The sequence below is a fragment of the Ruegeria sp. BB9 genome (assembly GCF_056539345.1).
On record NZ_JBQFUU010000004.1, the window covers coordinates 369,140 to 382,873 of the forward strand.

Genomic DNA, 13,734 nt, shown 5'->3' on the forward strand with positions numbered 1-13,734 from the left:
TGGGGGGCAATTGGTTCCAACTTGGAGTCGTGTCCCGCGTGGGCGGCGGTCATCGCAATCGGATTAGACCCTAAATAGTCCTCGATAGAGCCCAACCGCGAATCGGTGCCCTTATCCCCGGATTCGGGAACCTTTGATCCTGTACGCAGGTGCCTTTGATCCCGAAGCCAGGAACCCTAAGTCCTGTATTCAGGTGCCGAAGCTTACGTAACTATATGTTTTATATAAGTTTTCTGTATGCAAAGAATCTAAATTCCTTAAAGAAAATAAACTTTTTGGTGTGCACCTCTTCATGAATTAATGCAGGTTTCGTCGCGAAACCGAGCTCTTAGGCATTCTTCTGTGGAAAACTGCTCTTTCGAGGATAGCGCAGAAAGAAAATGTTCGGTACATTTCCAGATATACGCCGGAAAGGCGAACATTATTCGAGGCATCGACAGTGACAAAATCTAAACAACCTGCTCTACCGCCGTATTTCAATCTGGATCCGGCCAAGGCTGCATCAAAGTTACCCGATCCTATCGGGACATCACGATTCGCAAAAGCTGCAACCTTCTGTGCCAAAGGGCGCGAAGATCTGGCGCGCCGCGGGTATGCGCCCGATGGCGAAAAGCGCCTCCGCCGGTTTTCGATATGGGAGATTACCAAGTATCTGATCCCAGTGGCTCCGGCCCACCTTCGCCGTGTCCTCAAGGCGAATCCTGACCTTCCGCAAGGCGAAGGCGAAGCGGGATCGAAATGGTTCACGCTCGAAGAAGTTCTGACCTTGAGGCACCATTTCGCTGCTGAAGGTGTAAGCACCAAGGAATACCTGCCTTACCGACCGGAAAACTTGCCGGCAAAAGTTGTTGCCGTTGCCAATTTCAAAGGTGGAGTGGGCAAGACGTCGACTGCTGCTCATCTGGCAATGTCAGCTGCGTTGGACGGTTATAAAGTGCTGGTGATTGATCTTGATAGCCAGGGATCCATGACGTCCATCCTGGGTGGTCGCGTCGCGGATGAATGGCAGACGGTCTTCCCCTTGATCGCAAAAGACTATGCGCGCGCGGTCCAGGAAGAGAACAGGGTCCGCGCCGCTGCCGGTCAACCCGAAATTCCGTTGGACGAAACTCTGCAAGAGGCATTGAGGACCCAACCGCAGGATGCCATTCAGAAGACCCACTGGCCCAACATTGATCTCATTGGCGCTCAACTGAACCTCTATTGGGCCGAATTTCAGATCCCGGTCTGGCGGATGGGCCTTCGCAGCTGGCCGCTGTGGGACGGGCTCACCAACTTCTTGCAGGACGAGGCCGTATTGAATGATTACGACATCGTGTTCCTCGATACTCCTCCTGCACTTGGGTACCTAACGATCAATGCGCTGGCCGCAGCGGACATTTTGCTGGTGCCGCTCGGAGCCTCATTCCTCGAGTTTGACTCCACCGGGCGCTTCTTCGACATGCTCTACACCACGTTCGCCAGCATCGAGGATGGCGAGAACGCGGCACAAAGGGCGGCTGGGTTGCCCGAACTGAAGTTCGAGTGGGATGTCGTGCGCGCGATCATCACCCGGTTCGACGCCAGCCAGCAGACGGACATGGCCAACGTGATACAGGCGTATTTCGGTGACTTCATGAACGCCTATCGGCAGGATTACACCGCCTTGGTCGGTCAGGCCGGAGAACAGGTGAACGGAATCTATGAAGCGGACTACCGTGACTTTAACCGCGACACCTATGTCCGAGGGCGAGAGACCTTCGATCGGACCTACGCGGAATTCAAAGAAGTACTGATCGGGTGTTGGTGGCGCGACGCCCAGATGGGAGGACAGGCAGATGGCTAAACGCAGAAGACTGACGGCGCCGGATGCGGCGGAACTTGAACAACTCGAGGCTGGTTTCGCCGCGAAACCCTCGATCAGCCCGTTCGAGGCCAACCCGACAACTCCGCCAATCGCGCAGGTCGCGGCCGAGGCCGCGACGCTGAATGGCATGGCAGCAGTGACCGATCGTGCAACCCTTGCAAAAGACCAAGGCGACGCTGCGCGTTGGCGGGATGCCCAGGACGCCGGTCTGGTCGCAGAGATGGTGCCCATAGATCAGATCGATGCCGATTTCTTGCGGCGCGACCGCATGGTCGATGACGAAGAGGCAATGTCCGAACTGCTGGAATCTCTGCGCTCCAACGGACTGCGGACGCCGATCGAGGTGACCAAAACCGAGGATGGCTATGGCCTGATATCGGGCTATCGCCGGTTGGACGCCTTCCGCCGTTTGGCCGGCGGTGATCCGAAATTCGCCCAAATTCCCGCGTTCGTGCGCCAGGCTGGCGCAGGGCAGGGGGCGTATGTTTCGATGGTCGAGGAGAACGAACTTCGATCAAACCTCAGCCCGTATGAACGTGGGCGCATCGCTGTCCTCGCTGTGGGGCAGGGTGTCTTCCCGTCGACCGAAGCCGCCGTGGATGTTCTGTTCGCCGCATCCTCCAAGGCCAAAAGGTCCAAGGTCCGCAGCTTTGCGGTGGTTCACGAGGCCTTGGGCGACTTACTGCAGTACCCGGTTGCGTTGTCGGAAAAGGCAGGTCTCAGGATTGCCGCGGCTATCCGGGATGGCGCGCAGGCCAAGCTGAGGGAGGCCTTGTCCCGGGGTGAGGCCACGGACCCGAAATCGGAACTGACCGTGATAGAGGCTGCGTTGAAAGACGCGCCTGCACCGACTCAGGAAAAGCCGCGTGGGGGCCGCCCGAAACAGATTCAACGGCTGCCTATTCAGACGCTGCCCAAAGGCGGAGAATTGCGAGCAGAGGTATCAGCGGGCGAATTGCGGATACATCTTCGCGGCCGGACTCTGAGCGTAGACGAAGCCGCGCGGTTGTTGGAACGGCTAGTTGAGCATTTGGGCTGACCATTTTTAACCATTGGTTTGGCCTGTGCTTCCACCGGCCAAACCTTCCTGTAAACGGGTACCTTTCCGCCACTTCCCCTGTAGTATGCAAAAAGGCATAATTATGATCATTATGACGGACGCTCGGTTTGTTTCCAATAAGCCGGCGTTTGACCATTTTGACGCCGAACCGCCACCGCTATGAGTAGCGGAGAGACAGACTGAAACTTGGGTAGCGTGAACGTCGGCTGGGCCAATTCTGGCAGGATGCGTTCTTGATTGAATCCCGCTTGGCCCGAAGGTGCATTTTGCCAGCCAGTAGACGCAAATTCCGACTTGGGATAGGTTCGTGTTGGGGCAACAATGCGGGCGTTCCGCCTTGCATTGGCAATTAATACGCAACGCGCTGACTATAAGGGCCGGCATACGGTCGGACATATTTTAGCTTCGTCAGAAACCCGGTCCCTCTGACTGACGCCGATTGAACAAAAGGCAAAGCACATTGAAGTAATTTCGACCGAGGACTGAAGATGGCTGACATCAAGGCGTGGTTGGAGAAGTATTCCCTTGAGAAGTACCATGATGTGTTCGCCTCGAACGCGATCGAATTGGATGTTCTTGCCACCCTCACAGAAAATGACCTGGTCGAGCTTGGACTGAACCTCGGGGATCGCAAACGCATGATGCGGGCGATCGAGGCGCTTCGCTCGGATCAAGGTGGCGTTTCACATTCCGAGAATGCTCTCACGTCATCGCAAACTGGGCCTCACGCGCCTCAACCCACGGCATTGGAGGGTGTCCCCGAGCGCAGGTATCTGACTTTGGTCTTTGTCGATCTCGTTGGATCAACTGAATTGTCCAGTCATCTGGATCTTGAGGAGTACCGCTCCGTTCTGCACGACTATCAAGCCCTTTGTTTTGATGTCGTGACCCGGCACCAAGGGCACATTGCCCAATTCATCGGAGATGGAGTGGTTGCTTATTTCGGTTATCCGACGGTCGAAGAGAACGATGCGGAAAGGGCCGTTGCCGCCGGACTGGAAATCTGTGGCTCCATTGGTCGTATCAAACACGGCAAGGGTGAGGTCATCGGGGTTCGGGTCGGGATTTCTTCCGGGGAAGCCGTGGTCGACAATCACTCGACTTTGGGAGGTCTGGTGGTCGGTGAGGTTCCGAATTTGGCGGCCCGTATCCAAGAACTGGCGGACCCTGGGACGGTCGCCATCAGCGAGCACACCAAGCTGCTGATCGGGAGCAACTTTCGCTGCGAGTGGAAGGGGAAGCAAAGCCTAAAGGGGTTTGAGAACCCGATCGGCATCTGGAAAGTTCTGAGTGCGGAAGAGCCGATGCTGCGGTTTCAGGCGCGTTCCGGGGTTCAAGGCTCGCCCTTCGTCAACCGGGTCGATGAGGTCGCGACGATCAAGAAGCATTGGCAGGCCGCACTGAATGGAGAAGGGCAGGCGGTTATGGTTTCCGGTGAGGCCGGCATCGGAAAATCGCGTCTTGTCGAGGAAGCGACCCGCGGATTCGAAGAGCAACAATATCTGCGGCTTGGGTTCCAATGCTCGCCCAACCACGAGCGAAGTGCCCATTTCCCGGTTCTTAGCTGGATCAGCCACATGGCCGATTTCCGCAGAACCGACTCCGACCAGCGGAAGCTGCGCAAACTCAGGCAACTGTTTCAGGAATGGTCGGAGGTTCCGGAAGACTATCTTCCTTTGTTTGCCTATGCCATGTCGTTGCCGGTGGAGGCCGAGGAAGACCTGCTGAAACTGCCCTTTGACCGGCTCAAGCAGCAGTTTCAGGAGGCCTTGGTGCAGACCGTTGCTGCGCTGGCGCGGCATCGACCGGTTCTGTTGCTGGTTGAAGACCTGCATTGGATCGATCCCTCGACTGAGGAAATCATCGCTTTGTTGATCGAGCGCTTCAGGTCCATGCCCGTCATGATCATGTGCACGTTCCGCCCGTCCTACCATCCACCGTGGGAAGGCCGGGAGGGTGTCGTCCCGCTGACGATTTCCCGCCTCGACCGGGACCACGTCCACCAGATGCTGGATGCGCTTTTGCAGTCCAAGCAAGTGACACAGACCATGAAAGACCGGATCGCGAACAGGACGGATGGCGTCCCTCTGTTTGCGGAAGAGATGGCACGAATGATCCAGGACGGGTTCTTCGACCAGACGGACGCGTCCGCAATGCAGATGCAACAGGCACTGCCATCGACGCTCAAGGAACTGTTCTGGGCCATGTTCGACCGGCTGAGCACGGCCCGCGATATCGTGCCGGTCTGCGCCGCCATTGACCGCAACATCCTGCCTGCGATGGTCAGTTCGGTCAGCGGTCAATCGTACGAGGCAACCCTGCGCATGTTGGACGAGTTGGTCGAAGCGCAAATATTGGTGCGGCGCGGGGTCAATATGGGAGGTGCCTATGCGTTCCGCCACGCTTTGATACGGGACGCGGCCTATGACCTGATGTTGCCCAGTCGGGCGCGGGCGGTGCACAGCCGGATCGCCGAGGTCCTCGACACTTCGTTCAGTGACCTTGTGGGTCAGAACCCTGAATTGCTGGCCCAGCACTATGCCCGCGCGGACATGCCCAAACAGGCCCGGGACGCGTGGCGCCGGGCGGCAGTCATCTCGGGCGAGCGATTTGCCAACGAAGAAACCATCCACCATCTCAATGAAGCCTTGACCGAGAACGACAAAATCACCCCAAGCCCCGAACGGGATCGAGAAGAGATTTCGCTGCGCAAGATGCTGAACGTGGCCCTCAGTACCAGGGCGTTCGGGTCGAAAGAGGTTTTGGCCAATCTGGACCGGTTCCGCCACCTGCTTGACCGTTCCTCCGCCAGTGTGACGGATGCGTTTCTGGCCGTGCATGTGCAGTTCGGTGCTCAGTTGACTCTGGGCGATCCGAGGGGCGCGTTGGCTTTGTGTGATTACCTGGAGGAGGTCGCACGGCGCGCGGAAAACCCGACGATGGAGGCGCTCGCGGCGCACAATATCGGTATGAGCAACTTCATGCTCGGCCGTCTGGAGGTCGCCATTTCTGCTTTCGACCGAGCGATTGCGTTGCGCGGGGCAACTGATCCGGACGATCTGCTGAATTATCACGAGGCAGACATATACTTGGTTGATCAGGCGATGCGGTGCTGGGCCGTGGCGCTGCAAAGCGGAGACGGCGAAACGTTTCGCGCCGAGCTAACGGAACTGGTTGAGCGGATCAGTCGTGAACCACACGATTTCACGCGTTGCTACGGGCTGAACATCCTGGCGACCATCTATCAGATATTGGGCGACACGGGTGCATTGCTGGATATGGTCAACCAGGCTCTCGAAATCAGTGGGCAACGGGAGTTCCACTACTGGGATGCCTGGGGCCGCATCCTGCACGGCTGGGCGCAGGCATCAGAAGGCCACCATGCCGAGGGGATCGCCGAGATCGCGGCCGGGATCGACGCCTATGTTGAAACAGGTTCAACTCAGATCGTTCTCTACGCTCAGACATTGCTCGCAGACGCGCACTTGATGGCTGGAGAGATTGCCGAGGGCTTGAAAGTGATCGAACTTGTGCGAGCGGGTGAGAAATCCTGGAGTGTCCGGTATCAGCTCCCGTTCACCGACCGGGTCGAGGCGGCCTTGCGCAATGCGCAGTCCGAAGTCGCAATGAAGTGAACCACCCGGTTCGACGCAGTTTTTACACCAGGTTTTTGGTCTGGACATAACTTCAGCCGAACTGCCGAAAGGTGCGATTATTGAAACATATACGAAAATTTGATAGTGTTTGATGGCATTGTTTCGATTTTTAGATCAAAAAACTGGGGATAATCATGTTCAGACTTAAGGCTTTAGGCGTTTCAATTCTTGGCGCAGCGATGGCGCTTGCAATCCACGGACCAGCAAAGGCACAGGAGATTTTGTCCGAAGACGGAACCGTAAAATTTGAAGATGGGATACCGCAGTACTCCGGCGGCACCGAGTTGTTTACCTTTCAGTATCATCAAATCGTCGATGAAAATGATCCTGAGAACCTGCTGTTTTCAGCTGACCGTCAGTTGGTTTCCTTGGATCCCGTTGAACTTTTCCGCGAATACGGAGATTCCACGCGGGTTTTGGAGGCCCCCGGAATGTCGGCGCTTATGGCGCAGTCCCTGGAGGGTGGTTTTGCGTCGTCCTTTTCGGACATGGTTCTGACGGAACTTGCGGTGCTGCAGAAAAATTGTGTCGTCAACGGTGCTCCGATCCAAAGTGCCACCATCAAGCCGGTTTACAGCGTTCTAAGGCTTCACACGAACCCGATTAGAACAAACGCCGTGCTGAACATTTTTTCGTACAAGTTGCTGGAATGCAGTGAAGACGGAGTTGATATTTCCATCCCGCTCAAGCGCCGGTGGGTCATCTCGATTGGTTCCGGGTTGGAACAGGGGCCGATCGACAAGACAATCGGTGGGGTCCAGATGACCTACAAGATGTTCGCGCAGGGTAAATCGATCAAGCTGATGGCTTATTACTCCAATCTGACACTGCATGGCGAAAGATGGGGACCGAATATGCGTCTAATCTCCGGGTTTGACCAACTCGGCAATGTCGACCCCAGAAACAAGTACTACACTCCGAAGGCCGCAAGTTGCCTTGATATCGACTTCAAGAACAAGCCGCCGAATGACGTTGACGTTTGGTCCGTTGCGCCCAGTGACATGAGGTTCTGCGCCCGTGGGTGCATCCCCGGAGATGTCAGCGCCACCAAGTAAGGCTGCTTCTGTTCAGGTTTGACCAAACGCAGACCCCGCGCCTGTTTGCCAAGACAGGTCGATCGGGATGCCGCCACGTGGATACCAGTGCCTTCCAATCCGCAACCACCGCTGCGTCGGAAACCTGACCCGGCGCCGGGCAATGGAAACGGTGCAGTTCTCTTGGAAGGAGCCGTGGTTTCGGAACGATCCCAGAAACAGTTTCAGCGACTTCGACCTGACAAGCCAGCCCTCCGAATTCAATCGATCACCAGATGACCAAAGTCAGCCTGTCCCTTCATCGGGCAGAGCGAAGTGAATTCGGGCGCGGTGAACCTCACGCACTATTCGAAATCGGCTTGTGGAATCTGAACCCTTGTTTTGCAACTCGTTTACGCTGCAACCGGGATGCGCAGTGTTTAACGGTGGGCAAGCTACTGCCAAGCCGATCTGTTTCGTGGTCTCTGAGTTTCCTGCCGAGTTTTACGCATTTCGGGGTGGCCGGCGGGTCAGCGCATGACAAAAGGATCAGGAATAGGGTCGTCGCTGGTGCGCAACCAAACGGACTTGATTTTGGTGTAGTCCAATGCAGCCTGCAGCCCGCCCTCGCGCCCATGCCCCGACAATCCATGCCCCCCAAACGGAGCGATCGGACTGACTGCGCGGTAGGTGTTGACCCAGACAATGCCGGCTCGGATTGACCGAACCACCCGATGGGCCCGCGTGAGGTTTTGCGTGAACACGCCCGAGGCCAGGCCAAACCGGGTATCGTTTGCGATCGCGATGGCCTCATCTTCTGTTTCGAAGGAAACGACCGACAGGACGGGGCCGAAGAATTCGTGCGTCATGCAATCAGCATCGCGCGCCCGACTGCAATCCAGAATGGTCGGTGGAAAGTAGAATCCCGCGCGATCAAGTGGCTGGCCGCCAGTGATCAATTGCGCGCCTTGGGCCTGCGACCGGGTGACAAGTTCAGCGGCCCATTTCTGCTGTCGCTGCGTGCACAGGGGCCCGACTTCGGTCGCCATATCATCCGGTGCGCCAATCACCACCGCTTCGGCCTTTTGCCGCAGACGGTCCAGAACCGCGTTCTTGATCGATGCCTGAACCACAAGCCGCGAACCGGCAACGCAGCTTTGACCCGACGCCGCAAAAATCCCGGAGACCTGAGCGTTGACCGCACTGTCCAGATCCGCATCCTCGAACACGATGAACGGCGACTTTCCACCCAACTCCAAAGAGGTCGACGCCAGGTTCTCTGCCGAGTTTCGCACGATATGCCGAGCCGTTTCCGGCCCGCCGGTAAAGGCGACATGGGCAACTCTTTCGTGCCGGGTCAAGGCAGCGCCGACATCGGGCCCGCCCGTCAGGACATTCAGAACGCCTTCGGGAAACCCGGCCTTGTGAAAAATCCGCGCGAATTCCAGCATTGGGGCAGGGGCCTCTTCCGAGGCCTTCAGCACCACTGTGCAACCGGCCGCTAGGGCCGGGCCGATCTTGACCGCCGACAGGAACAATTGTGAGTTCCAGGGCACGATCGCCGCGACAACCCCCACGGGTTCTCGCCGCAGCCAAACTTCCATATCTGGCTTGTCGATGGGCAAATGGGCGCCTTCGATCTTGTCCGCGAGGCCCGCGTAGTAACGATAGTAATCCGCGACATAGGCAATCTGCGCCGAGGTTTCGCGGATGATTTTTCCAGTGTCGCGGGTTTCCAGCTCGGCCAGTCTCGGTGCGTTTTCAGCAATCAGATCTGCCAACCGGTATAGCAGCTTGCCCCGCGCGGTTGCGGTCAGTGACGCCCATTCCGGGGATCTGAAAGCCTGGTCCGCTGCCATCACGGCCTGGTCCACATCAGCTGGGCTGGCGGCGGGCATCTGCGCCCAAGCCTCACCTGTGGATGGGTCGACACTTTCGAACCAGGTGTCGCCATCGCGGAAAGTGCCGCCGATATAGTTCTGAAACCGTTGCATCCCGAATTCCCCTATTGAAAGGCCGGCATCACATCCTTGATGAAACGCTCCAACGAGGCCTTTTTGCGTTCAAACGGCATGCTGGAGTCGATCCAGAATGAATACTCGTCATACCCCAGTTCCTCGCTTCTCCGAAGCCGGTCGATCACGGTATCGGCTGTTCCGATGACAAGGTCGCGCTCCATGTTCTGGGGCGAATAGAACGGATGCTCGGCGATATCGGCATCACTCAGCGGGGCAATCAGCCCCTGGGTAACGTCACGCTTGTTCATGAACCATGCGCCGAAATAGCAGTAGAACCGGTTCAACTCGATGGCGGCCTGTTTTACGTCGTTCTGATCTTCGGCCACGTAAGTGTGGCGCAGCAACATGATCTTGGGGCGCGGCATGTCAGGAAACTTTGCGCAGGCGGCATTGAACTTGGCCATCAGGTCGATGACCTCGTCGTCGCCGTTCCACAATGGCGTGACCTGTACGTTGCACCCTGAGCTTACGGCGAATTCGTGGCTGTTGGGGTCGCGTGCGGCCACCCAGATGGGCGGCCCACCAGGTTGCAGGGGCAGGGGCGACGAGGTGGTCTTGGGAAATTGGTGGAATTCGCCGTCATGGGCGTAATCTCCCTGCCAGAGCTGTTTCACGGCAGGGATGAGTTCGCGCATGCGCTGCCCGGCTTCCCACGCATCCATGCCAGGCATCATGCGTTCGTATTCGTAACTGTAGGCACCGCGGGCAATGCCCAGATCCAGCCGTCCGTCGGCTATGATGTCCGTCATCGCGGCCTCACCGGCCAAACGGATCGGATGCCAGAACGGCGCGATCACGGTGCCGGTGCCCAGCCGGACATTCCGGGTGTGCCGAGCCACGTCAATCAGGCTGAGAAACGGGTTGGGTGCGATTGTAAAATTCATCCCGTGGTGTTCGCCCGTCCAGACGGCATGCATCCCGCCGTCGTCGGCGATTTTGCACAGTTGGATGAACTCGTCATACAACTGCTTCTGGTCCTGCTCTGGCGAAATCCGCTCCATATGCGCAAACAGCGAGAACTTCATTTCAACTCCCCCGAACCAACGGTTTGACCCGTCCGCTGGTTTCATCTCCGTAGTATATGCCGAAATTGCCCATGCGGCTTTCCCGGGCGAAACGTTCCAGCATCGTACAGATCGCCGGGTCCGCGACATCCATCAGCGTCGACTCGACGATCTGCGTAAAAGCCCCGTTGGCTGGGGTGCCGTCCTCGGCTTGGCAAAGGAACGAGATATGCTGTCGTCGCGACTTGTCCTGGTAGACCGAATAGATAAAGCCCGGTTCTGCCTTGATCCCACATTCCGCGATCAACTGGGCTAATGCAGTATCGGCGCCGTTCTCCATGTCCTCGGTTGCCGGAATGGACAGCCCGCCGTTGCCATCGTCCAGCAGAAGGATCTGGCCGTCCCGCTCGATCAACGCGGAAACCACGACGCCCGCGCGACGGTTGAGCGCCAGGGCTTCGGCGGCAGGCGTCACATAGGCGCCGCGGGCATAGCCCAGGCCAGGTGCGATCGAGTGGTCGAAGGCCTCGACCCGACCGATCAGGATCAGGTGGTCGCCGGCTTCGACTGTCTTGAAAACCGAGCAGTCAAACCAGGCTGAAACCCCGTCAAGGATTGGTGCGCCGTTGGGTCCTGGCTTCCAATCGACACCGGCAAACCGGTCCTGCGAAGGGCGTGCGAAGGTGTTCGAAACGCTGATCTGATCCTCCGACAGGATGTTGACGGCGAAACCGGCGGCTTCAGAGAATGTGTTGAAATTGCTGGAAGTATTGGCAAGACAAACCGAGACCAGCGGAGGGTCCAGCGAAACCGAGGAAAAGGAATTGGCGGTAAAGCCGATCGGTCGGCCGGATTCGTCATGGGTCGTGACCACCGTGACACCGGTGAGAAAGGTTCCGAACGCGCTGCGCAGGGCGCGAGGGTCGAAATCGGTCATGCGGGCGACCTTTCGGGCGTTGGGGTCTTCAGCCATTGAACAAGGGCCGCGTTGACAGTCTTTGGATCAGTGAGGTTCACCATGTGCCGATGACCCTCGACGACAACCGCCTGCCCCTTGGCGGCCGCGGCGATGGCGCGGGTCATGTCGGGTGTGGAATTCGGATCCTCAGCACCCGTCAACGCCAGCAAGGGGCAAGAGATCTGAGGGTAGCGATCAGCGTAGACCATGTCGCCCCGGGCAAAGGCATCGTAGGCCGTCGCATAGCCGTCTATGTCGACCGCGGCCAACCATGCGGCGACTCTGTCCCGAGCGGCGCGGTCGGCCGGACCGATTGCGAACCAGCGTTGCAGTGGGGTTTCCAGATCAAACCTTCCGGCGCTGATCAAGCCGGCGCGCGCCAGCACAGAGTCCCGGGCCTGATCGTCCCGACGAAACACTCCGTTCAGCAAGGCGACGCGCCGGACCCGATCGGGATGTTCGACCGCAAACCCGCCGGCAATCAGTGCGCCCATCGAATGACCGGCAAGGTTCACGCAATCCAGGTTCAAAGCGTCCAGCGCCGCCCGCAGCCACTCCACAAATGCTGGTAACTGCGCCCCCGCAGCGATCGGGCCGGACTGGCCATGCCCTGGCAGATCCAGTGCGTAGACCGCGTGCAAGTCGGACAAGGCATCGATCTGCGGTACCCAGGCCTCCGACTGCATACCGACCCCGTGCAACAGGACCAAAGGTTCGCCATCGGGGGGGCCGGCGAAGCGCAAGCCTAGGCGCCCGAATGGTTCAGACAGCTGCCGGATTGTCGACGTCATGTCCCAAATCCTTCAGATCCTGATAACGATCTCCGATACGGTGATGCGGGCGCCCTCCGATCGAAGCACCCAAAGCGATCATGATCTCATCCGGGGCCGGAGCGTCGGCGACCTGCAGGTGGATGGTCAGATAGTGGCTGCGCCGCCCACCATCATTCTTGTCCATCAGGGGAATTTGCATGGCCGCATTCGCCGGTCCGCGCGTGTTGGTGAAGGCAAGGTAGGATTTTGCGCCGACCGCCTCGCGATAGGCATTTCCAAACCTCAGGGTATGGATCAGGGCCGACCCGTGCTCGACCTCGCCATTCACTCCGACAACGGCGGCTTTGCCATAGGCTTCAACCCGGTCACCGCCGCCGGATGCCTCGAGAATCATCTCGGTCAGCATGTGGCCCAGCCCCGGAGCGCAATCGTGTATCTCTGGACGCAGATCTTCGACAAAGCCGCGGCCGGCCCAGGGGTTGGTCACAACGGCGACCGCCGCGATCAAGGTCAGAGGGCGCTCGGCGGTTTTGCCACCTTCGATCAGCGTGTTTTCGACATGCAGCAGTGTTTTACGAATGGTGGCGGGCATCGCAAAGGTCCTGTGATTCCGTTTCCGGCATGATGGTATACCATAAGACAGGATGTCAATCATACCTTGCTGAGGCAACGCGCGACCGATAGATTCCCGTCCATGACATCGCCAAGACTGACCAAGATCGATCATCCACGGGCAACCCTGCGCGACATGGTGCAGGAGCGCATGCGCGAGGCCATCATCGAAGGTGTCTTCCAGCCCGGCGAACGGCTGGTGGAACGTCCGCTATGTGATCAGCTTGGTGTCAGCAGGACAGTCATCCGGGAAACGATCCGCTACCTCGAGGCCGAAGGCCTGGTCGAAATTCTGCCCGGGCGCGGGCCGATCGTGGCTTCGATCACACGGGATGAGGCACGGCAGATCTACGATATCCGCCGCATGCTGGAAACCGCGGCCGCCGAGAACTGCGCGCGCAACATCACATCAGACAGGGCCAGTAGCCTGCATGGGGCGCTGGTGCGGCTCAAGCAGGGCTTCGTGGACAAGACGCCGGGCTCGATCTTCCGCGCCACTTCCGATTTCTACTCAGAGATTTTTGAGGGGGCAGGGCATAATGTGGCCTGGGATGTGGTCCAGCGCCTGAACGGTCGGATCAGCCGGTTGCGGATGATGACCTTGACGGCAACAGAACGCGACCGCCCCGGGATCGAGCATATGGAGGCCATCTGTTCCGCGATTCAGTCAGGCGACCCTTCCGCCGCGCGCCGAGCCGTCGAACGGCATCTGGACGATGCGGCGTCGGTTGCCGAATCCCTGTTCGATGCAGAAGAGGGCCTGGGCAAAGCCGCAAACAGCTAGATCATGCACC

10 protein-coding genes and 1 pseudogene are annotated in these 13,734 nt (G+C 58.3%); 5 read left to right on the top strand and 6 right to left on the bottom strand.

Annotated features, from left to right (window positions below; translation table 11 throughout):
* The first annotated feature begins 439 nt into the window (after window positions 1–439).
* From ACR0FC_RS15480 to ACR0FC_RS15495, 4 genes are all read left to right on the top strand, one after another.
* Window positions 440–1,825, top strand: a complete 1,386-nt coding sequence (locus ACR0FC_RS15480) for an AAA family ATPase (protein ID WP_170341718.1) — start codon at window positions 440–442, stop codon at window positions 1,823–1,825.
* A complete protein-coding gene (locus ACR0FC_RS15485) occupies window positions 1,818–2,885 on the top strand; it encodes a ParB/RepB/Spo0J family partition protein (RefSeq protein WP_170341721.1) in 1,068 nt (355 codons plus the stop codon). The genes ACR0FC_RS15480 and ACR0FC_RS15485 overlap by 8 nt, the downstream gene beginning before the upstream one ends.
* A 509-nt stretch (window positions 2,886–3,394) precedes the next feature.
* Window positions 3,395–6,541: an adenylate/guanylate cyclase domain-containing protein gene (locus ACR0FC_RS15490; RefSeq protein ID WP_170341723.1), complete on the top strand. Its 3,147-nt coding sequence runs from the start codon at window positions 3,395–3,397 to the stop codon at window positions 6,539–6,541.
* A gap of 155 nt (window positions 6,542–6,696) precedes the next feature.
* A complete protein-coding gene (locus tag ACR0FC_RS15495; RefSeq protein ID WP_170341725.1) occupies window positions 6,697–7,617 on the top strand; it encodes a hypothetical protein in 921 nt (306 codons plus the stop codon).
* A gap of 12 nt (window positions 7,618–7,629) precedes the next feature.
* Here the strand turns inward: ACR0FC_RS15495 and queF are convergent.
* The 6 genes and pseudogenes from queF to ACR0FC_RS15525 form a co-directional block, all read right to left on the bottom strand.
* A pseudogene (gene queF / locus ACR0FC_RS15500) lies at window positions 7,630–7,937 on the bottom strand (preQ(1) synthase); the annotation flags it as partial.
* Window positions 7,938–8,105: 168 nt separating this feature from the next.
* Window positions 8,106–9,569: an aldehyde dehydrogenase gene (locus ACR0FC_RS15505; RefSeq protein ID WP_170341727.1), complete on the bottom strand. Its 1,464-nt coding sequence runs from the start codon at window positions 9,567–9,569 to the stop codon at window positions 8,106–8,108.
* Window positions 9,570–9,580: 11 nt separating this feature from the next.
* Window positions 9,581–10,618, bottom strand: a complete 1,038-nt coding sequence (locus ACR0FC_RS15510) for an LLM class flavin-dependent oxidoreductase (protein ID WP_170341728.1) — start codon at window positions 10,616–10,618, stop codon at window positions 9,581–9,583.
* Between the two features lies 1 nt (window position 10,619).
* Window positions 10,620–11,534: a flavin reductase gene (locus tag ACR0FC_RS15515; protein ID WP_170341730.1), complete on the bottom strand. Its 915-nt coding sequence runs from the start codon at window positions 11,532–11,534 to the stop codon at window positions 10,620–10,622.
* Window positions 11,531–12,346, bottom strand: coding sequence for an alpha/beta fold hydrolase (locus ACR0FC_RS15520; protein WP_170341731.1), 816 nt, complete (start codon window positions 12,344–12,346; stop codon window positions 11,531–11,533). Before ACR0FC_RS15520 ends, ACR0FC_RS15515 begins: the two co-directional genes overlap by 4 nt.
* Window positions 12,318–12,920 (bottom strand): amino acid synthesis family protein, encoded by a 603-nt coding sequence (locus ACR0FC_RS15525; protein WP_170341733.1) that lies wholly within the window; start codon window positions 12,918–12,920, stop codon window positions 12,318–12,320. Before ACR0FC_RS15525 ends, ACR0FC_RS15520 begins: the two co-directional genes overlap by 29 nt.
* A gap of 102 nt (window positions 12,921–13,022) precedes the next feature.
* Here ACR0FC_RS15525 and ACR0FC_RS15530 point away from each other — a divergent pair, with 102 nt between their 5' ends.
* On the top strand, window positions 13,023–13,724 hold the full coding sequence (locus ACR0FC_RS15530) for a GntR family transcriptional regulator (protein ID WP_170341735.1): 702 nt from the start codon (window positions 13,023–13,025) through the stop codon (window positions 13,722–13,724).
* Window positions 13,725–13,734: the final 10 nt, after the last annotated feature.

What these genes read in the sequence shown, in the direction of transcription:
- ACR0FC_RS15485 (WP_170341721.1), top strand. Translation starts at nt 1,818, where the DNA reads ATGGCTAAACGCAGAAGACTGACGGCGCCGGATGCGGCGGAACTTGAA.
- ACR0FC_RS15490 (WP_170341723.1), top strand. Translation starts at nt 3,395, where the DNA reads ATGGCTGACATCAAGGCGTGGTTGGAGAAGTATTCCCTTGAGAAGTAC.
- ACR0FC_RS15495 (WP_170341725.1), top strand. Translation starts at nt 6,697, where the DNA reads ATGTTCAGACTTAAGGCTTTAGGCGTTTCAATTCTTGGCGCAGCGATG.
- ACR0FC_RS15505 (WP_170341727.1), bottom strand. Translation starts at nt 9,569, where the DNA reads ATGCAACGGTTTCAGAACTATATCGGCGGCACTTTCCGCGATGGCGAC.
- ACR0FC_RS15510 (WP_170341728.1), bottom strand. Translation starts at nt 10,618, where the DNA reads ATGAAGTTCTCGCTGTTTGCGCATATGGAGCGGATTTCGCCAGAGCAG.
- ACR0FC_RS15515 (WP_170341730.1), bottom strand. Translation starts at nt 11,534, where the DNA reads ATGACCGATTTCGACCCTCGCGCCCTGCGCAGCGCGTTCGGAACCTTT.
- ACR0FC_RS15520 (WP_170341731.1), bottom strand. Translation starts at nt 12,346, where the DNA reads ATGACGTCGACAATCCGGCAGCTGTCTGAACCATTCGGGCGCCTAGGC.
- ACR0FC_RS15525 (WP_170341733.1), bottom strand. Translation starts at nt 12,920, where the DNA reads ATGCCCGCCACCATTCGTAAAACACTGCTGCATGTCGAAAACACGCTG.
- ACR0FC_RS15530 (WP_170341735.1), top strand. Translation starts at nt 13,023, where the DNA reads ATGACATCGCCAAGACTGACCAAGATCGATCATCCACGGGCAACCCTG.